Origin of the sequence: Brevibacterium sp. 2SA, assembly GCF_005502845.1 — a bacterium.
Taxonomy (GTDB): Bacteria; Actinomycetota; Actinomycetes; order Actinomycetales; family Brevibacteriaceae; genus Brevibacterium.
In genome coordinates this window covers 1-18,496 of sequence record NZ_SCMW01000062.1, presented here as the reverse complement: position 1 = coordinate 18,496, position 18,496 = coordinate 1, and the positions used below count along the sequence as shown (strand labels likewise).

General features: G+C 66.6%; 23 protein-coding genes. 21 read left to right on the top strand and 2 right to left on the bottom strand.

The annotated features are described in order from the left end of the window. The first annotated feature begins 173 nt into the window (after positions 1-173). The 12 genes from rplN (at position 174) to map (ending at position 7,238) form a co-directional block, all read left to right on the top strand. Positions 174-542, top strand: a complete 369-nt coding sequence (rplN, locus tag FFS20_RS15870) for a 50S ribosomal protein L14 (RefSeq protein ID WP_137826777.1) — start codon at positions 174-176, stop codon at positions 540-542. Between the two features lie 2 nt (positions 543-544). Further along, positions 545-913 (top strand): 50S ribosomal protein L24, encoded by a 369-nt coding sequence (gene rplX / locus FFS20_RS15865; protein ID WP_137826776.1) that lies wholly within the window; start codon positions 545-547, stop codon positions 911-913. Then, positions 913-1,482, top strand: coding sequence for a 50S ribosomal protein L5 (gene rplE, locus FFS20_RS15860; RefSeq protein ID WP_137826775.1), 570 nt, complete (start codon positions 913-915; stop codon positions 1,480-1,482). Before rplX ends, rplE begins: the two co-directional genes overlap by 1 nt. Before the next feature lie 69 nt (positions 1,483-1,551). Next, positions 1,552-1,950 (top strand): 30S ribosomal protein S8, encoded by a 399-nt coding sequence (rpsH, locus tag FFS20_RS15855; RefSeq protein WP_137826774.1) that lies wholly within the window; start codon positions 1,552-1,554, stop codon positions 1,948-1,950. 17 nt (positions 1,951-1,967) lie between these two features. Beyond that, the gene (gene rplF, locus FFS20_RS15850) at positions 1,968-2,504 is read left to right on the top strand and encodes a 50S ribosomal protein L6 (RefSeq protein ID WP_137826773.1); all 537 of its coding nucleotides are present in this window, start codon (positions 1,968-1,970) and stop codon (positions 2,502-2,504) included. Between the two features lie 2 nt (positions 2,505-2,506). Beyond that, positions 2,507-2,887 carry a 50S ribosomal protein L18 gene (gene rplR, locus FFS20_RS15845; RefSeq protein ID WP_137826772.1) on the top strand — a complete coding sequence of 127 codons (381 nt, stop codon included), beginning with the start codon at positions 2,507-2,509 and terminating at the stop codon, positions 2,885-2,887. Further along, positions 2,884-3,564, top strand: a complete 681-nt coding sequence (rpsE, locus tag FFS20_RS15840) for a 30S ribosomal protein S5 (RefSeq protein ID WP_249356900.1) — start codon at positions 2,884-2,886, stop codon at positions 3,562-3,564. The genes rplR and rpsE overlap by 4 nt, the downstream gene beginning before the upstream one ends. Further along, a complete protein-coding gene (gene rpmD, locus FFS20_RS15835) occupies positions 3,564-3,746 on the top strand; it encodes a 50S ribosomal protein L30 (protein WP_009379218.1) in 183 nt (60 codons plus the stop codon). Before rpsE ends, rpmD begins: the two co-directional genes overlap by 1 nt. A 1-nt stretch (position 3,747) precedes the next feature. After that, the gene (gene rplO / locus FFS20_RS15830; RefSeq protein WP_137826771.1) at positions 3,748-4,200 is read left to right on the top strand and encodes a 50S ribosomal protein L15; all 453 of its coding nucleotides are present in this window, start codon (positions 3,748-3,750) and stop codon (positions 4,198-4,200) included. 304 nt (positions 4,201-4,504) lie between these two features. Further along, the gene (gene secY, locus FFS20_RS15825) at positions 4,505-5,806 is read left to right on the top strand and encodes a preprotein translocase subunit SecY (protein ID WP_137826770.1); all 1,302 of its coding nucleotides are present in this window, start codon (positions 4,505-4,507) and stop codon (positions 5,804-5,806) included. A 35-nt stretch (positions 5,807-5,841) separates the two neighbouring features. Then, positions 5,842-6,408: an adenylate kinase gene (locus FFS20_RS15820; RefSeq protein ID WP_137826769.1), complete on the top strand. Its 567-nt coding sequence runs from the start codon at positions 5,842-5,844 to the stop codon at positions 6,406-6,408. Next, complete coding sequence (map, locus tag FFS20_RS15815; RefSeq protein WP_137826768.1) at positions 6,405-7,238, top strand: type I methionyl aminopeptidase; 834 nt, start codon at positions 6,405-6,407, stop codon at positions 7,236-7,238. The genes FFS20_RS15820 and map overlap by 4 nt, the downstream gene beginning before the upstream one ends. A 49-nt stretch (positions 7,239-7,287) precedes the next feature. Here the strand turns inward: map and FFS20_RS15810 are convergent, their stop codons facing one another. Continuing rightward, a complete protein-coding gene (locus FFS20_RS15810) occupies positions 7,288-7,533 on the bottom strand; it encodes a hypothetical protein (protein ID WP_137826767.1) in 246 nt (81 codons plus the stop codon). A gap of 52 nt (positions 7,534-7,585) precedes the next feature. Here FFS20_RS15810 and FFS20_RS15805 point away from each other — a divergent pair, with 52 nt between their 5' ends. Continuing rightward, positions 7,586-8,470, top strand: a complete 885-nt coding sequence (locus tag FFS20_RS15805) for a PaaX family transcriptional regulator (RefSeq protein WP_249356899.1) — start codon at positions 7,586-7,588, stop codon at positions 8,468-8,470. 33 nt (positions 8,471-8,503) lie between these two features. On the opposite strand, the gene FFS20_RS15800 is transcribed toward FFS20_RS15805, so the two are convergent. Beyond that, the gene (locus FFS20_RS15800; RefSeq protein ID WP_249356898.1) at positions 8,504-9,706 is read right to left on the bottom strand and encodes an aminotransferase class I/II-fold pyridoxal phosphate-dependent enzyme; all 1,203 of its coding nucleotides are present in this window, start codon (positions 9,704-9,706) and stop codon (positions 8,504-8,506) included. A 172-nt stretch (positions 9,707-9,878) separates the two neighbouring features. Here FFS20_RS15800 and FFS20_RS15795 point away from each other — a divergent pair, with 172 nt between their 5' ends. The 8 genes from FFS20_RS15795 to rplQ all read left to right on the top strand — a co-directional run bounded on the left by FFS20_RS15795 (position 9,879) and on the right by rplQ (position 17,828). Continuing rightward, on the top strand, positions 9,879-12,857 hold the full coding sequence (locus tag FFS20_RS15795; RefSeq protein WP_137826766.1) for an alpha/beta fold hydrolase: 2,979 nt from the start codon (positions 9,879-9,881) through the stop codon (positions 12,855-12,857). 151 nt (positions 12,858-13,008) lie between these two features. Further along, positions 13,009-14,337 carry an MFS transporter gene (locus FFS20_RS15790; protein ID WP_137826765.1) on the top strand — a complete coding sequence of 443 codons (1,329 nt, stop codon included), beginning with the start codon at positions 13,009-13,011 and terminating at the stop codon, positions 14,335-14,337. A gap of 309 nt (positions 14,338-14,646) precedes the next feature. Continuing rightward, positions 14,647-14,868: a translation initiation factor IF-1 gene (gene infA, locus FFS20_RS15785; protein WP_009379245.1), complete on the top strand. Its 222-nt coding sequence runs from the start codon at positions 14,647-14,649 to the stop codon at positions 14,866-14,868. Positions 14,869-14,932: 64 nt separating this feature from the next. Continuing rightward, entirely contained in the window at positions 14,933-15,046 is a 114-nt protein-coding gene (gene rpmJ, locus FFS20_RS15780; RefSeq protein ID WP_009379247.1) for a 50S ribosomal protein L36, read from the top strand. A gap of 195 nt (positions 15,047-15,241) precedes the next feature. Continuing rightward, complete coding sequence (rpsM, locus tag FFS20_RS15775) at positions 15,242-15,610, top strand: 30S ribosomal protein S13 (RefSeq protein ID WP_137826764.1); 369 nt, start codon at positions 15,242-15,244, stop codon at positions 15,608-15,610. 51 nt (positions 15,611-15,661) lie between these two features. After that, positions 15,662-16,066: a 30S ribosomal protein S11 gene (rpsK, locus tag FFS20_RS15770; protein ID WP_009379251.1), complete on the top strand. Its 405-nt coding sequence runs from the start codon at positions 15,662-15,664 to the stop codon at positions 16,064-16,066. A 161-nt stretch (positions 16,067-16,227) separates the two neighbouring features. Then, positions 16,228-17,226: a DNA-directed RNA polymerase subunit alpha gene (locus FFS20_RS15765; protein WP_009379253.1), complete on the top strand. Its 999-nt coding sequence runs from the start codon at positions 16,228-16,230 to the stop codon at positions 17,224-17,226. A 23-nt stretch (positions 17,227-17,249) separates the two neighbouring features. Further along, on the top strand, positions 17,250-17,828 hold the full coding sequence (gene rplQ / locus FFS20_RS15760; protein ID WP_137826763.1) for a 50S ribosomal protein L17: 579 nt from the start codon (positions 17,250-17,252) through the stop codon (positions 17,826-17,828). The last annotated feature ends 668 nt before the right edge of the window (positions 17,829-18,496 follow it).

Sequence of the window (18,496 nt, the reverse complement as noted above, 5' to 3'; positions counted from 1 at the left end):
GAGATCATCGAACGCGCCAAGTAAGTCAGCGTTAGCCCCTCCCTCCCGGTCCCGCCCATGGCCTGAGACTCTCAGGCCATGGGCGGCTACCGGGAACGGGGCGAGTATGTCAATGAATCCGTTCCGCAAGGCTCGCAGCGATGTGAGAACCAGCGCGACGACAGGAGAAAACAGTGATTCAGCAAGAGTCGCGACTCAAAGTCGCCGACAACACCGGAGCCAAGGAGATCCTGGCCATCAGGATCCTCGGCGGTTCCGGTCGGCGCTACGCCTCGATCGGTGACACCATCGTGGCCACCGTCAAGGACGCAATCCCCGGCGGCAACGTGAAGAAGGGTGACGTCGTCAAGGCCGTCATCGTTCGCACGGCCAAGGAACGTCGCCGCCCGGACGGCTCCTACATCAAGTTCGACGAGAATGCAGCTGTCATTCTCAAGGCTGATGGGGAACCCCGCGGCACCCGCATCTTCGGACCCGTGGGACGCGAATTGCGTGACAAGAAGTTCATGAAGATCGTCTCCCTGGCACCGGAGGTGTTGTGAGCATGGCGAACAAGCTCAAGATCAAGAAGGGCGACCTCGTCCAGGTGATCGCAGGTGCCCGTCAGTCGCGCGGCGGCGATCGTGGGAAGCAGGGCAAGGTCCTTGCCGTCTACCCCGAGCGCAACCGCGTCCTCGTCGAGGGCGTCAACCGCGTGATCAAGCACAAGAAGGCAACGCAGACTCAGGCCGGCGGCACCGCCGGCGGCCGTGAGACTCACGAAGCCCCCATCCATGTGTCCAACGTGGCGCTCGTTGATCCCAAGGACAACAAGCCGACCCGCGTCGGATACCGCGAAGAGCAGGTGGAGCGCAACGGTCGCACCAAGACCGTGCGGGTCCGCTACTCGCGTCGCACCGGGGAGGAGATCTGATGACGGAGACAAGCACGAACCGTCCGGCGCCGCGCCTCAAGCAGGTCTACCGCGATGAGATCGTCGGTAAGCTGCAGGAGGAGTTCGACTACGCCAACCCGATGCAGGTTCCCGGTCTCACCAAGGTCGTCGTCAACATGGGTGTGGGTGACGCAGCGCGTGACTCGAAGCTCATCGAAGGCGCGATCAACGACCTCACCCTCATCACCGGCCAGAAGCCGATCGTGACGCGGGCGAAGAAGTCCATCGCTCAGTTCAAGCTGCGCGAAGGACAGCCCATCGGCGCCCACGTCACCATGCGCGGAGCCCGGATGTGGGAATTCGTCGACCGCGTCATCTCGCTGGCACTCCCGCGCATCCGCGACTTCCGCGGACTCTCGGACCGCCAGTTCGACGGCAACGGCAACTACACGTTCGGTCTCACGGAGCAGTCGATGTTCCACGAGATCGATCAGGATCGCATCGATCGTGTCCGCGGTATGGACATCACCGTTGTGACGACGGCGAAGACCGACGATGAGGGACGGGCCCTGCTCCGCCACCTCGGCTTCCCGTTCAAGACAAAATAATCTCTACGTTGCAGGTCCAAGCGCGCATGCCGCGGGCGGAAACCGTAACGAGGAAGGGCACGAGCCCACATGACAATGACTGATCCAGTCGCAGACATGCTCACGCGTCTGCGCAACGCCAACTCGGCTTACCACGAGGACGTCAGCATGCCGTTCTCGAAGCTGAAGTCGAACATCGCCGAGATCCTCAAGGCCGAAGGCTACATCACCGGGTGGAGCGTCGAAGACGCGACCGTCGGGAAGACCCTGCGCCTCGATCTCAAGTTCGGTCCCAACCGTGAGCGTTCGATCGCCGGCCTCCGCCGTGTGTCGAAGCCGGGACTGCGCGTCTACGCGAAGTCGACGAATCTGCCGAAGGTCCTCGGTGGACTCGGCATCGCCATCCTGTCGACCTCGTCGGGTCTCCTGACGGATCGCCAGGCCGCCAAGAAGGGTGTGGGTGGGGAAGTCCTCGCCTACGTCTGGTAAGGAAAGGGGAGAAGAGCATGTCACGCATCGGCAAGAACCCGATCTCCGTTCCGTCTGGCGTCGAGGTCAAGATCGACGGCCAGGATGTGGCCGTCAAGGGCCCCAAGGGCGAACTGTCCGTGACCATCGCCGAGCCGATCACCGTGTCGCTCGATGAGGGCACGGTCACCGTGGCCCGTCCGAACGACGAGCGCGAATCGCGGTCGCTGCACGGACTGTCCCGCACCCTGATCAACAACATGATCATCGGTGTCACCGAGGGCTACACGAAGGGTCTCGAGATCGTCGGCACCGGTTACCGTGTGCAGGCGAAGGGATCGAACCTCGAGTTCGCTCTCGGCTACAGCCACTCGATCACCGTCGAACCGCCCGAGGGCATCTCGTTCTCCGTCGAAGGACAGAACAAGGTGGCCGTCCACGGCATCGACAAGCAGCTGGTCGGAGAGACCGCTGCGAACATCCGGAAGCTGCGCAAGCCCGAACCCTACAAGGGCAAGGGTGTCCGCTACGCCGGAGAGAATGTCCGTCGCAAGGTCGGAAAGGCTGGTAAGTAGAGATGGCCTTTGGCAAGAAGGAAAGCTACGGCAAGGGCAGGGCAGCTGCTCGCAAGCGCCGTCACACTCGTCTGCGCAAGCATGTCAGTGGTACGGCCGAGCGTCCCCGTCTCTCAGTGACCCGTTCCACGCGCCACGTCTTCGTCCAGGTCATCGACGACACCGTCGGCAAGACCCTGGCCTCGGCCTCCACCATGGAAGCCGATCTGCGCGCACTCGAAGCAGACAAGACCGGCAAGGCCCGCAAGGTCGGCGAGCTGGTTGCCCAGCGCGCCAAGGAAGCCGGCGTCGAGGCCGTCGTGTTCGACCGTGGAGGCAACGCCTACCACGGCCGTGTGCAGGCCATCGCCGAAGGTGCCCGTGAAGGAGGATTGGCGCTATGAGCGAAGAGAACAACGTCTCGCAGGAGACTGCTGAGAACCGCGGTTCCGACAACCGCGGCGGTGACAACCGCGGTTCCGACAACCGCGGCGGACGCGGCCAGGGTCGCGGACGCGGCGACGGTCGCGGACGCGGCGGTCGCGGAGACCGCGAAGAGAAGAGCCAGTTCATCGAGCACGTCGTCACGATCAACCGCGTGTCGAAGGTCGTCAAGGGTGGACGTCGGTTCTCCTTCACCGCCCTCGTCGTCGTCGGTGACGGTGACGGCATGGTCGGCATGGGCTACGGCAAGGCGAAGGAAGTTCCCGCCGCCATCGCGAAGGGTGTCGAGGAGGCGAAGAAGAACTTCTTCCGCGTCCCCCGCATCCAGAAGACGATTCCCCACCCCGTTCAGGGTGAGGAAGCGGCCGGCGTCGTCCTGCTCCGTCCCGCCGCTCCGGGTACCGGCGTCATCGCCGGCGGTCCGGTCCGTGCAGTGCTCGACGCTGCCGGCGTCCAGGACATCCTGTCCAAGTCGCTGGGTTCGTCGAACGCGATCAACATCGTCCACGCTGCGATCAAGGCTCTCCAGAGCCTCGAGCGTCCCGAGGAAGTCGCGGCTCGCCGCGGCCTGCCCGTCGACGAGGTCGCACCGCACGCGCTTCTGCGTGCGGCTGCTGAAAGCGGGGCGAAGGCCTGATGGCGAAGCTCAAGGTAACTCAGAAGAAGTCCGAGATCGGCGGCAAGCAGAACCAGCGTGATTCGCTGCGTTCGCTCGGCCTCAAGCGGATCAACGACGTCGTGGTGCACGAGGATCGCCCGGAGATCCGGGGCATGATCAATGTCGTGCGTCACCTGGTGACAGTGGAAGAGGTGGACTGAAATGGCGAACAACGACGCACTGAAGATCCACGATCTCCGTCCGGCCCCCGGCGCCAAGACCGCGAAGACCCGTGTGGGTCGCGGTGAGGGCTCGAAGGGCAAGACCGCCGGCCGCGGAACCAAGGGCACGAAGGCCCGCTACCAGGTTCCGCACGGCTTCGAGGGTGGACAGACGCCGATGCACATGCGTCTGCCCAAGCTGCGTGGGTTCAAGAACCCCGCGAAGGTGACCTTCCAGGTCGTCAACCTCGACAAGCTGTCGGCTCTGTTCCCGGAAGGCGGCGACGTCACCGTCGCCGATCTGGTCGCCAAGGGCGCTGTGCGCCCGAAGCAGCCGGTCAAGGTTCTGGGCACGGGTGAGATCACCGTGGCGATCAACATCACTGCAGACAAGTTCTCGGGCTCGGCGCTCGAGAAGATCGCAGCTGCAGGCGGAAGCGCCACCGAGGCCTGAGTGCGGGCCCGCACCAGCGGGCACGGCATCAGGACCCCGAGACGAAAGGGGCGGTCACAGTGTGACCGCCCCTTTCGGCATACCCGCACCCCGGCAGATGGCAGTGGGCACACGTGAGGAGAACCCGGGCACCGCCTCGGCGAGACCCTCCTCACGATGGGAGCTGGGACCGGCGGGAGACCGGGGGAGAGGGACCCGTTCGGTTTCTGCCTGAGACCCGCACCCTGGTAGTCTTTTGCAGGTATTTGTCTCATTCGCCAGGTCGTGACAGCGACCCTGACTTCCATCCCCCTGAGGAGGACGCTTGATCGGCGCAATTCGGAGGGCCTTTTCCACGCCCGACTTGAGGAACAAACTCCTCTTCACCCTGGGCATCATCGTCCTCTTCCGCCTGGGCTCCTTCATCCCCTCGCCCGGCATCGACTACACGCAGGTCCAGCAGTGCGTAGCGTCCCCGCAGCTCAACGAGGGCGGGTTCGCGATGATCAACCTCTTCAGCGGCGGCGCCCTGCTCCAGCTGTCGATCTTCGCCCTCGGCATCATGCCCTACATCACGGCGAGCATCATCGTCCAGCTGCTCCGCGTCGTCATCCCGCGCTTCGAGGCCCTCCACAAAGAAGGCGCCTCCGGTCAGGCCAAGCTCACGCAGTACACGCGCTACCTCACGATCGGCCTCGCGATCCTCAACGCCACCACCCTCGTCGCCACCGTGCGCACGGGTGCGCTGTTCGGTCAGATCGAAGGCTGCACGAACCTCATCACCAACGACACGTGGTGGGGCATCACCGTCCTCGTCATCACGCTCACCGCCGGCACCGGCCTCATCATGTGGCTCGGCGAGCAGATCACCGAGCACGGCGTCGGCAACGGCATGTCGATCCTCATCTTCACCTCGGTGGCGGCGGCCTTCCCGTCCTCGCTCGGCGCGATCCTCCGCGAACAGGGCATCGACGTGTTCCTCATCGTCATCGCCGTCGGCCTCGTCCTCGTCGCGCTCGTCGTCTTCGTCGAGCAGTCCCAGCGCCGCATCCCCGTCCAGTACGCCAAGCGCATGGTCGGGCGCCGGATGTTCGGCGGCACCTCGACGTACATTCCGATCAAGGTCAACATGGCCGGCGTCATCCCCGTCATCTTCGCCTCCTCGGTGCTCTACCTGCCGAGCCTCATCGCTCAGTTCTTCAACCCCGAGACGAACTGGGTCGAATGGATCAACACGTACTTCACCACCGGCGACCACCCGATCTACATCGCCGCCTACGCGGTGCTCGTCATCTTCTTCTCGTACTTCTACGTCGCGATCACCTTCAACCCGGAGGAAGTCGCGGACAACATGAAGAAGTACGGCGGCTTCATCCCCGGCATCCGGGCCGGACGTCCCACCGCGGAGTACCTGAGCTACGTGCTCAGCCGCATCAACTTCCCCGGATCGCTCTACCTCGCGTTCGTCGCGCTCATCCCGCTCATCGCCCTGGTTCTCATCAACGCGAACCAGAACTTCCCCTTCGGCGGCACCTCGCTGCTCATCGTCGTGGGTGTCGGCCTTGAGACGGTCAAGCAGATCGACGCGCAGATGCAGCAGCGCCACTACGAGGGCCTGCTCCGCTGACCTCACGGTCAGCGCAGTTCTCCGGAAGGACAGATATGAGTTCACGCATCATCCTCATCGGCGCGCCCGGCGCCGGCAAGGGCACCCAGGCGGCACGACTCGCCGAGGCGCTCGACATCCCCGCGATCTCGACCGGGGACATCTTCCGCGCCAACGTCAAGGGCGAGACCGAGCTGGGCACGCTCGCGAAGCGCTACATGGACGCCGGTGAGTACGTTCCCGACGAGGTGACGAACAAGATGGTCGCCGATCGGCTCGCGCAGGACGACGCCGCAGCCGGCTTCCTCCTCGACGGCTACCCGCGCACCGCCGCGCAGGTCGCCGAACTCGACCGGATGCTCGAGGCAGGCGGCCACGAGCTCTCCGCCGTCGTCGAGCTCACCGCCGACGTCGACGAGGTCGTCGCCCGGCTGCTCGCCCGCGCGGAGAAGGAAGGCCGCAGCGACGACAGCGAAGACGTCATCCGTCACCGCCTCGACGTCTACGCCGAGCAGACGCAGCCGCTGACCGACATCTACCGCGAGCGCGGACTGCTGCGGGAGGTCGACGGCCTCGGTGAGGTCTCCGCGATCACCGATCGCATCCTCGACTCCCTGCGATGATCTTCGGTCCCCGGATCGAGCTGAAGTCGCCCGCGCAGCTGCGCAGCATGCGGGCGGCCGGCGCGGTCACGCGGGCCGCGCTCGACGCCGCCCGGGCCGCCGCGGTCCCGGGGGCGACGACCGCTGAGGTCGATGCCGCCGCTGAAGCGGTCATCGCCGAGGCGGGGGCGACGTCGAACTTCAAGGGCTACCAGGGCTTCCCGGCCGTCCTCTGCATCTCCGTCAACGAGGAGATCGTCCACGGCATCCCCGGGCAGCGTGTGCTTGAGCCGGGCGACCTCGTCTCGATCGACGGCGGCGCGATCGTCGACGGGTTCCACGGGGACTCCGCCTTCACGATGATCGTCGGCGGAGAGGCCGCGGGCACGGCGGCCGACCGCGCGCTGTCTGCCGCGACCGAGCGGGCCATGTGGGCCGGGATCGCGGCGTTCGCGACGGGAACGAAGGTCAGCGACATCGGCGATGCCATCGACGACTACGTCACCGAGGCGGCCCCCGACCTCGGTCTCGTCGAGGAGTTCACCGGTCATGGGATCGGCACGTCGATGCACATGCCGCCGGAGGTCCTCAACTACCGCGCGAAGTCGAACGGTCCGAAGATCCGCCCGGGCATGTGCCTGGCGATCGAGCCGATGCTCACGGCCGGCAGTCCGGAGACCGTGACGCTTGCCGACGACTGGACGGTCGTCACCGCCGACGGCTCCCGGGCCAGCCATTGGGAGCACAGTGTCGCCCGCCACGACGGCGGCGTGTGGGTGCTCACCGCATCCGACGGCGGGGCCGCCGAACTCGCCGAGTTCGGGATCACCCCGGTGCAGCCGGGGCAGTGACCGCAGTGCCGTCGCCGCGCGGCGGCATCCGGGTGAGGGGAGTGGGGCCTCAGCTGCCGACAGCGGTCCCGCGCGTCGACGCGGCGACTCCGAGGTAGGTGGCGACGAAGACCCCGGAGAACGTCATCAGCCCGAGGGCGAACATCCACACGGCCGTCTCGAGGATCTCGGCACCGAAGATCTGGAAGAGGCAGAAGGCGAGGAAGGCGGCCGCTGAGCCCGCGAGCAGACCCGCGACCTTCGCCGTCGAATAGACCCGCTGTCTGCGCTCGAACCTGTCATTGTCCATGGTCATTCGTCCCTTCTCATCAGCCCTGGTGGGATGGCTCTCACGGTAGGATTGCGGCATGAGCGACGTCCAACTTGCCACGAAACGTAGGCGAGATGTGGGCGATCGCTATCGGCTGACGCGGATCGCCTTCGATGTCGTCTCCGTCTTCGGGTGTCTGCGGGCGAGCGGGGTGCCCGGCCCGATCATCGTGCGCATCCTCGCCGACCACGGCTATTCGGCCTCGAGTGTGCGCAACCAGCTCACCCGCATGGCCCAGCGCGATCTCATCTCACTCGAGCGCTGCGGTCGCGTCACCCGGTACCGGCTCAGCCCGCGGATCCTCGCGCAGTTCCGCGACATCAGCGGCGACCGCGACCTTCCGGAGTTCGCCGGCCGCTTCCACGCCGCCCTCTACACGATCCCCGAGTCCTCCCGCCCGCAGCGGGACCGCTTCCAGTACGTCGCGCGCATGCTCGGGTACCGGCAGCTGCGGGCCGGGGTCCTCATCGGCTTCGCCGATCGCAGCCACGCGCTGCGCGCCCAGCTGCCGGCCGACATCGACGGCGGCTGGTACGAGTGCACGCAGATCGTTCCCGGTGACCTCGCCGCGGCGAAGCGGATGACCGCGATCGCCTTCGAACTCGCCGGTGCCCGCCGGCAGATCGAGGAGTTCGAGGTCGAGATCAGCCGCCTCGGCGGGCCGCACGACAAACCGGGGGCGGGGCTGCCGGAGCTGCCGATCGGCCGATTCTTCGACCTCTACTACCGGGTCGGGCGCGCGGTCATGGAGAACCCGTTGCTGCCGGCGGAGATCGTCGGGTCCGGACAGCCCTCGCAGCGCTTCCGGACGTTCATGGACCGCTGCAACCTCGAGTACTACCTCCGCTACGACCAGCAGGTGCGGGAGGCGGCGGCGGAGAACGCCGCCTTCGAGCTCATCGAATGGCTGCCGGAGGGCTGAGGCTGTCCCGCCGCCTGTCCGGAGGTTCCGTTCTCAATCGTGCGGTCCGCGGCGGACCGCGGTGACGAGCCGGCCCACCGCCTCCTCGAGGAGGGGACGGGGGAGGGCGAAGTTGATCCGGACGTGCCCGGCGCCGACCTTCCCGCAGAGGCGCCCCTCGGTCACTGCGACCTTCGCTGCATCGTTGAAGTGCGCCGAGAGCCCCGACTCGAACCCGTAGCCGCGCAGGTCGAGCCACGCGAGGTAGGTGCCGTCGGGCGGGATGTAGGCTGCGTTCGGCAGCTCGGAGGTGAGCAGATCGGTGAGGACGTCGCGGTTGCCCTTGAGGTAGGCGGTGATCTCGGCGAGCCAGTCGCCGCCCTGGGAGTAGGCGGCGGTCGTGGCGAGGATTCCGGGATTCGCGGCCGCACCGGAGACGAAGTGCCCCTTCCGGGCCCAGGTCTCACGGTCGTGGGGATTCGTGAGGATGAGCTGGGCGCATTTGAGGCCGGGGATGTTGAAGGCCTTCGACGCGGCGGTCGCGGTGGCCGTGTGCCCGGCGGTCACCGCGCTCAGGCTCGCATAGGGCACATGATGGGCGGGATCGTAGACGAGGGGAGCGTGGATCTCATCGGAGAACACGCGCGCGCCCGCGGCCTCGACCACCTCGGCGATCGCCTGCAGCTCGGAGGGCGAATAGACCTTCCCGATCGGGTTGTGCGGGTTGCACAGGACAAGGGTGGCTCCCGGGGTGAGCGCTTCGGCCACGGCGTCGAGGTCGACCTGCCAGTCGGTCTCCGTCCGCAGCATCGGCACCTCGATGAGCTCACGGCCGGTGACCGCGGCGACGTCGAAGAACGGCATGTACGCCGGGGTCGGCAGCACGATCGGGGTGCCGGCCGGGGTGAGATGCTCGAGCACGCCGATGAAGGCCGCGAGGACGTCGCTGGCGAGGTGGACGTGCTCGGTGGGGAACTGCCAGCCGTAGCGGTCGGCGCAGAACGCCGAGGTGGCGCTGCGGAGGTCGGCGACGAGACTTCCCGGGGCGTAGCCGTAGAGGTCGCGGGCGTCGATCTCAGTCATCGCCTGTCGGATGACGGGCGCGACCCCGAAGTCCATCTCGGCGATGAAGGCGCCGAGGCTGCCGGGGAACGACGACCATTTGCGGCCGCCCTTCGCGACGAGCGATTCCTCGGTGATGGCGTCGAGATCGTCCATGGTGCTCTCTTCCCTGTGCGCGGCGGTGTCTGTGCTCACGCTAGCAGTCGCCGCGGTCGGTCTCTCGGGCTCGACGACATGGGAGGTCACGGGGCGGAACGACAGTCGCAGCGGTAGGGCGACGACGGCCCGGGGGCTGATCTTTGTCACGAAATGATAACGAAGAGTATGAAAAAATGCTGACCGTTATCTGTGCGTTACGATGGCGAGCATGACCCACATCACATTGAGAGGGTCTTCGCGTGTCCTGGGAGCGTCGTTCATCGGCGCTTCACTGCTGTTCGCGGGCAGTCTGCCCGCCGTCGCCGCAGGCACCGCGGAGTCACCCGCGTCCACCCAGCAGACCTCGCCGACGGCAGACTCGGCGACCGACACCGACCTCGAGATCACCCTCGGCATCGACGCCGAGGTGACCGCGTCGCCGGACCTCACGATCCCCGTCACCGTCGCCGGGGATCCGTCCGGCCCGACCACGCTCACCGTCGTCCACGCGGCCAGCAACGACCCCGTCGACGGGGCCGAGGCCACCGTCGAGGCCGGCACCGGCACGGTCGACACCGAGATCGACGGTGCGCCGCTGACTCCCGGCACCTACATCGTCAAATCCGCGGACAGTCTGAAGACGAGTGACGACTTCACCGTCGTCGCCGACCCCTCGGCCGCGCCCACCGAGACTCCCAGCCAGACCCCCACCGCACCGGAACCGAGCGAGTCCGCACCGAGCGAGCCGGGAGCAACGGAGGAACCGACCCAGGAGCCGAGCCCGAACGCGGAGGAGCTCGACAAGTACTACCCGCAGCTGGCGAAGGAGCTCTTCGGGCAGGATGACGGCACGTACCGCATCCCGGATCCGCAGGGCGGCGGCACGGGTGCGGGCAGCGTTCCCGCCGGGCTCGAGAAGTACTACAACCAGAAGGTCGACCTCAGCGCGGAGAACTGCGGCAAGCTCGGCTACCCCGACTACTCCGAGCGGATCGGGCGGGCACCGCTGTGCGGTTACCTCATCGCCCCGATCGACGCGAAGGATCCGGCTGCGGGCAATGTCGCGATCGCGATGATGAAGGTGCCCTCGGGCAAGATGGTCGGCGGGAAGTTCGAGAAGACGACGTCCCAGGGCACCGTCGCGTGGAACCCCGGCGGACCCGGCGGCTCGGGCATGACGCTCGGCGTGGCCGGCGCGCTCTACGAACCCGACCTCGCCGCGAACTTCGACCTCGTCGGCTTCGACCCGCGCGGCACCGGCGGCTCGATGCCGTTCTCCCAGTGCTCGACCGATGAGCAGATCGACGCCGACCGCGCCGAAGACGCCTGGTCGGGGGACCGTGACAACGCCGAGGACATCCTCAACGATCAGGCCGAGCGCTTCGCCAACGACTGCATCGAGAACACCGGCAAGCTCTTCGACCTCGGCGAAGGCGGCCAGGAGAACCTCATGAAGCACCTGGGCACATGGGATGCCGTGGGCGATCTCGACCTCATCCGCGCGACGAGCGGAGACGACAAGCTCGACTTCATCGGCTTCTCCTACGGCACCCGACTGGGCTACGTCTACGCCCAGAAGTTCGGTGACAGCGTCGGCCGCCTCGTCCTCGACGGCGCCGTCGACCCCGGCAACGTCTCCGCCTACAAGGCGCTCAAGGACATCAACGCCGACCCGCAGGCGTACCTCGATGCCAGCGGCAAGCTCGTGGCCAAGGAGGACGCCGAGGAGGACGCCGACGACTCCGTCAACCAGATCGCCGGCTTCCAGGGCACTTTCGAGCAGTTCGCCCTCGACTGCTCGGCCAAGGGCGCGGACGGCAGGACCTGGGGTGAGACCTACCCCGACCTGAAGTTCCCGGGCCGCCTGGCCGAGCTCAAGGACCAGCCGTTCACGTGCGCACTCGGCGACGGCATCACCGACCGGGAGGAACTGACGACGGCCGTGCAGGGAGTGCTCCGCTCACTCGAGGGCAATCCGCTGCCGACGGGCATCGACGGCGACGACCGCGAGGTGACGTTCGGCGATGCGCGCACCGGTGTCATCCAGGCCCTCTACTCGGAGACGCTGTGGTCGCGGCTCGCCCTCGGTCTCACCGAACTCAAGGCGGGGGAGTCGGCCGGAGAGCTCATGAGGCTCGCCGACGACTACAACTCCAGGGATGAGACCGGCCACTACGATCCGATGCTCCAGGCGTTCACGAACATCCGCTGCACGGATGAGAACAGCTACGGCGACAAGCCTGACCTCGCGGCGCTGCGCGATCTGGCAGAGCGCTACGACGAAGCCGGTCCGTTCCAGGCCGCCTCGGTGTCCCCGGGCGTCTACGACTACTGCGACTTCTGGAAGTTCAAGGGCACCCTGCCCAAGCCGGAGAAGCTCACCGCCGTGCCGAACATCCTCGTCGTCTCCACGTCCCACGACTCGGCGACCCCGTACGCCTCGGGAGTCAAGCTCGCCCGCACGATCGACGGCAGCCTGCTCTCGGTCTCCGGGGCCTCGCACACCTCGTACATGTCACGCGATGAGAACAAGGCGTGCACGGACGAGACGGTCAACACGTTCCTCTCCCAGGGCACGGTGCCCGAGGTCGGCGACTTCGGACCCAAGCTGCCGACGCCCGACACGGCCGTCGACGACCGCGGTGAGACGATCACTCTGCCCAACCGGTGCCGGATGGACACGTTCCGCGCCGAGGACTTCTCCCTGTCGCAGGACACCGCAGCGGCCGGGGAGAGCCTCGATGCGACGGTGAAGCATCAGGCCTCAGAGGCGAGGTACACCGTCGCCTTCGAGACCGGAGGCAGCCTCGGGACGCTGACGACCGACAACGGCGGCAACGCTGTCGGCCGGATCACCGTTCCGCGGGACGCGAAGCCGGGCACCTATGTCGTCCAGCTGCTCGATGAGAGCGGCAAGACGGCGGCGAACACGACGCTGACCGTGACCGGTGACGACGGCAAGGGCGATGACGGCGGCAAGGACAGCGACGGTGCCGGCTCCGACGGCGGCGGCAGTGCCGCCGGGGACGACCCGAAGGGCGGCGGTGACGCCCCCGGCGGCGGCTCAGCCGGCGGCGGTGACGGTGGCGGCGGCAGTCTGCCGCGCACCGGTGCCGACATCTGGGCGCTGCTCGCCGGAGCGCTCGCCCTGCTCACCGCCGGCGGGCTCGTCTACCGAGCCGCGAAGGTCCGGAAGCCACGGCACTGACCATGAACGCGGCCGGGAGTGCGCTCCCGGCCGCGTCGGCGTCGGCTAGCATCGAGGCAGAGCACGGGCGCGCCCGGCACAGCGATGTGGCGAGGCCGAGGAAGCGTTGCGACGACGCGGTGCGATCGGCGGCGCACAGGCAGGTCAGGGAGTGAGAACGACGGGACGGACATTCCGACACAACCAGTGGGCGCTCAGCCTCGCGCAGCTGTTCGCCGGCATCGGCGTGGCCACGGGCTTCGCCGTCGGCGGGATCCTCGCCGAGAGGCTGACCGGCCGCACCGAGCTCGCCGGCTTCGCGCAGACGGCGTCGATCCTCGGCGCCGGACTCCTCGCCCTGCCCCTGGCCCGACTCGCCGCCGCACGGAATCGGCGGTGGGCGCTCGGCGTCGGCTACGGACTCGCCCTCATCGGGGCGCTGCTCATCGTCGCGGCGATCCTCGCCGGCATCTCCCTCCTCTTCTTCATCGGCATGGGCTGCTTCGGCTCCGCGACCGCAGCGGGGTTGCAGAGTCGGTACGCGGCGACCGATGCCGCCCCCGCGAACCTCAAGGGGCGGGCGATGTCGCTCGTCGTGTGGGCGACGACCGTGGGGTCCGTCGTCGGCCCCAACCTCGCCGAACCCGGGGCCAAGCTGGGGGAGGCGCTCGGCATCGACCCCTTCGCCGGACCCTTCCTCATCGCCGTCGCGGGCTACCTCCTCTCCTTCGTCTGCGTGATGTTCCTCCGCACCCCCGCGCAGGACGCACCCGCGGAAGTCACCGCATCAGTGGCCTCCCCGCACTCTGACGCGACGGTGGGCGGATCCGCGGCGGAGACCGATACGGCGCAGGGGTCCGTCGGCGATGTCCGCACCGCCGCCTCGGTGATGGAATCATCCCGCCGAGGCGGGGCCTGGCGTGCCGTGCGCCGGTCCCCGGGTGCCCTCTTCGGCCTGCTCTCCGTCGTCACCGGGCACATGATCATGGTCTCGACGATGGTGATGACGCCGGTGCACATGGACCATCAGGGGTTCGGCCTCGGCGTCATCGGGGTGACGATCGCCGGGCACATCTTCGGGATGTACGGTCTCTCCCCGGTCTTCGGCTACCTCACCGACCGCTTCTCGCCGGGACGGGTCATCGCGCTCGGTCAGGGGCTCTTCGCGCTCGCCCTCGTCCTCGGGTTCATCGATGCCGCGGGCGAGTCGTCGTTCGCCCGGATCTCGATCGCCCTCTTCGTTCTCGGCCTCGGCTGGTCGGCGTGTCTCATCGCCGGGTCGACGCTGCTGACGCAGGACACCGACGAGGCGCACAGGATCGAGGTCCAGGGTCTCTCGGACGCCGGGATGAACCTCGGCGCCGCTGCCGTCGCGGCCTGCGCCGGTCCGCTGCTCGCGCTCGGGGGATTCGCGTGGATCACCGTGCTCGGCGGCCTCGTCCTCGCGGTCGCCGTCGTCGTCGGTCTGCGCACCGGATACGGGGCTCGCGCGCACATGTGAGCCGGGCGGTCACCGCGGTAATGCCGGGGAGCCAGCGGCCGCCTCGGTGCCGGGGTCGGGATTGTAGGGGAACTCACGCCCGGAATCCAGGACCGCCTGGAAGATCTTCGCATCGTCGTGTAGAGTAGATGATTGGTCTGTTCTCACTCAACTCACCCATTCCCGGTTGTGGGCGGCGTCACGCCATCCACAACTTTTCATGTGGGAAAGTCGGGTCCGAATCGGCCGATGGGATCGCCGGTGTTCATCGGCGATCGACGATTACGTCGAACGCGAAGGATTCGCGGGAATACGAGGTTAGCGAACGATATGGCCAAAAAAGAAGGGGTCATTGAGATCGAGGGCACCGTCGTCGAGGCTCTCCCGAACGCATCGTTCCGGGTCGAGCTGAGCAACGGGCACAAGGTGCTCGCACACATCTCAGGGAAGATGCGTCAGCACTACATCCGCATCCTGCCCGAGGACCGAGTCATCGTGGAGCTCTCTCCTTACGATCTCTCGCGCGGACGAATCGTCTACCGCTACAAGTAAGGATCTTCGATCATTCGCGCCGGACTCCCTCACCCGGGGAGACCGGCCGAGAGAAGGAAAAACGATGAAGGTTAAGCCCAGCGTCAAGAAGATCTGCGAGAAGTGCCAGGTGACCCGCCGCCACGGTCGAGTCATGGTGATCTGCTCCAACCCGCGCCACAAGCAGCGTCAGGGCTGAGCAGCTCTTCGAGCAGACGAAGTCCCGCACCGGGACTTCACGCAGCACCACACCCACGCAGACCTCGCCCCCTGCGCGGCGCCTGAGCGCCGAGCAGGACGATACCTTCGGTCGGGGGCCGAGGACCTTGAGGTGACAACCCGAGGACAGGTCTGCATCAGCACCTCCGAAACATCATTACAGGAGTAAGAACCTATGGCACGTCTTGCCGGAGTCGACATTCCGCGTGAAAAGCGCGTGGAAGTCGCCCTGACATACATCTATGGTGTGGGCCGCACCCGTGCGCGCCAGACCCTCACGGAAACCGGCATCAGCCCGGACACCCGTGTGAAGGACCTGACTGACGCGGAGCTCGTGCAGCTGCGTGACTACATCGAGGGCACGTTCCAGGTTGAGGGCGACCTCCGTCGTGAGGTTGCCGCCGACATCCGCCGCAAGGTCGAGATCGGCAGCTACGAAGGCCTGCGCCACCGCCGCGGTCTCCCGGTTCGCGGACAGCGGACCAAGACGAATGCGCGCACCCGCAAGGGACCGAAGCGCACCGTGGCCGGTAAGAAGAAGTAACATGCTCACCCGGTTGACCGGCGTCAACCACCTCGATCAGGAGTAAAACATATGCCTCCCAAGTCACGCGCCGCTTCAGCGCGCAAGCCTCGCCGCAAGATCAAGAAGAATATCGTTGCCGGCCAGGCTCACATCAAGTCCACCTTCAACAACACCATCGTGTCGATCACCGATCCGACCGGTGCTGTCATCTCCTGGGCCTCCTCCGGTGAGGTCGGCTTCAAGGGCTCGCGCAAGTCGACTCCCTACGCCGCTCAGATGGCTGCGGAGTCCGCTGCCCGCCGCGCACAGGAACACGGCCTGAAGAAGGTCGACGTGTTCGTCAAGGGACCGGGCTCGGGCCGCGAAACCGCGATCCGCTCCCTCCAGGCCGCCGGTCTGGAACTGGGCACCATCCAGGATGTCACCCCGGTTCCGTTCAACGGCTGCCGTCCGCCCAAGCGCCGCCGCGGCTGACCCTTTCCGTGACACTCACCGCAGGTGACGGGCCGACCGGCCCGCCACCCGCGGCGATGCGGATTCTTTGCATAAAACCGAACCGTTCTTCATGACCCTCAAGCGGTCATGACGTGCAGTGCGAACGTCATATAGCGGATGTTCGCTGAAAGGAAGCCCACGTGCTCATTGCACAGCGCCCAACACTCACGGAAGAAGTCGTCTCCGATAACCGCTCGCGGTTCGCCATCGAACCCCTCGAGCCGGGCTTCGGATACACTCTCGGCAACTCGCTTCGTCGCACTCTGCTGTCGTCGATTCCGGGAGCCGCCGTCACCTCCATTCGGATCGACGGAGTGCTCCACGAGTTCAGCACCGTTCCAGGCGTGAAGGAGGATGTCACCGAATTCATCCTCAACCTCAAGTCCCTGGTCGTGTCGTCTGAGTTCGACGAGCCTGTCGTTGCGTACCTGCGCAAGCAGGGCCCTGGCACCGTGACCGCCGCCGATGTCTCCGCTCCCGCCGGAGTCGAGATCCACAACCCCGACCTCCACATCGCCACGCTCAATGGCGAAGGCCGTCTGGACATGGAGCTCACCATCGAACGCGGACGCGGCTACGTGTCGAGCGCGCAGAACAAGAACGCGGATGCCGAGATCGGCCGGATCCCGGTCGACTCGATCTACTCGCCTGTTCTCAAGGTCACCTACAAGGTGGAAGCCACTCGTGTCGAGCAGCGCACCGACTTCGATCGCCTCGTGCTCGATGTCGAGACCAAGCCGTCGATGACCCCGCGCGACGCCATCGCGTCTGCGGGCAAGACCCTGGTCGAGCTGTTCGGACTCGCCCGTGAGCTCAACGTCGAAGCCGAAGGCATCGAGATCGGCCCGTCGCCGGTCGACGCCGCGCTCGCCGCTGACCTCGCCCTGGCGATCGAGGACCTCGACCTGACCGTGCGCTCCTACAACTGCCTCAAGCGTGAGGGCATCCACACCGTCGGTGAGCTCGTTGCTCGCAGCGAAGCCGACCTCATGGATATCCGCAACTTTGGTTCGAAGTCGATCGACGAGGTCAAGGCCAAGCTCAACGAGCTGGGTCTCAGCCTCAAGGACAGTCCTGCCGGGTTCGAATCCGGTCTCGCGGAAGAGGACCAGTCCTACGTCGAAGACGAACAGTACTGATCTAGACCTAGGAGTTTCTCACTATGCCTACCCCCACGAAGGGCCCCCGCCTCGGCGGATCGCCCACGCACGAGCGCCTCATGCTCAACAACCTGGCAGCCCAGCTCTTCGAGCACAAGCGCATCACGACGACCGTGACGAAGGCCAAGCGCCTCCGCCCGGTTGCCGAGCGCCTCATCACCGCTGCGAAGAAGGGCGATCTCGCCGCTCGTCGCCGCGTGCTCGCGCAGATCGGCGACAAGTCGATCGTCCACGAGCTCTTCACCTCGATCGCCGAGACGATGGCCGAGCGTCCGGGTGGATACACCCGCATCACGAAGATCGGTCCCCGCAACGGCGACAACGCTCCGATGGCCGTCATCGAGCTCGTCCTCGAGCCCTACTCGCCGAAGCAGGCGACGGTCAAGGAGGCCGAGCAGGCCACCGCCGCCGCTGCTGCTCCCGCTGACGAAGAGGTCGTCTCCGACGACGTCACCGTCACCGAGGATGCCGACGGCGATGTCGTCGTCGACGAGGTCAAGGTCACCGAGGATGCCGAGGGCAACGTCGAGACCGACGAGACCGTCGAGGTCATCGACCCGGAGGCCGGCAAGGACAAGTGACCCGAGCCTCCGCGTGAGGCCGGCCGCACGTTCTTCGCGCCGTTCACTTCAGGCGGGCACCCCACGCGGGTGCCCGCCTGAGGTGCATTCACGGGGCCTTCGCGTGGTGTGGCGCGTGTGGTGCGTGCCGGTGCTGCGTCGTTCAACACGTGGCGTGAGAATCGCGTCTTGGGGGACGGCTTTTTCGCGGGAAGTGTTGACCGAGCGCGGTGTTTGTGGGCGGTGCGCGTCGTTCGACAGGTGACGCGAATATCGCGCCTTGGGAGGCGACTTCTTCGGCGGAAGTGTTGATTGAGCGCGGTGGTCGTGGGCGGTGCTGCGTCGTTCAACACGTGGCGTAAAAATCGCGCCTTGGGGGACGACTTTTTCGGCGGAAGTGTTGAACGAGCCCGGTAGTTGTGTGCGGCTCCGTCTCGTTCAACAGGTGGCGTGAAAATCGCGCCTTGGGAGACGACTTTTTCGCGGCAAGTGTTGATTGAGCGCGGCACCGAGGCTGCGCGACGCTGGATCTGTGCGAGGCAGACCCTGCGCGGGGGCGAACGCGAACGGCCCGCCGTGGGCTGTGTCAAGTTTCGTAGACGATCTCTTTGTGGATCAGGCGGCGATCGCGGCCTGAAGGGTGTAGTCGGCGCGCGCTTCGGCGGGCGTGCGGTAGCCGAGGCTCGAGT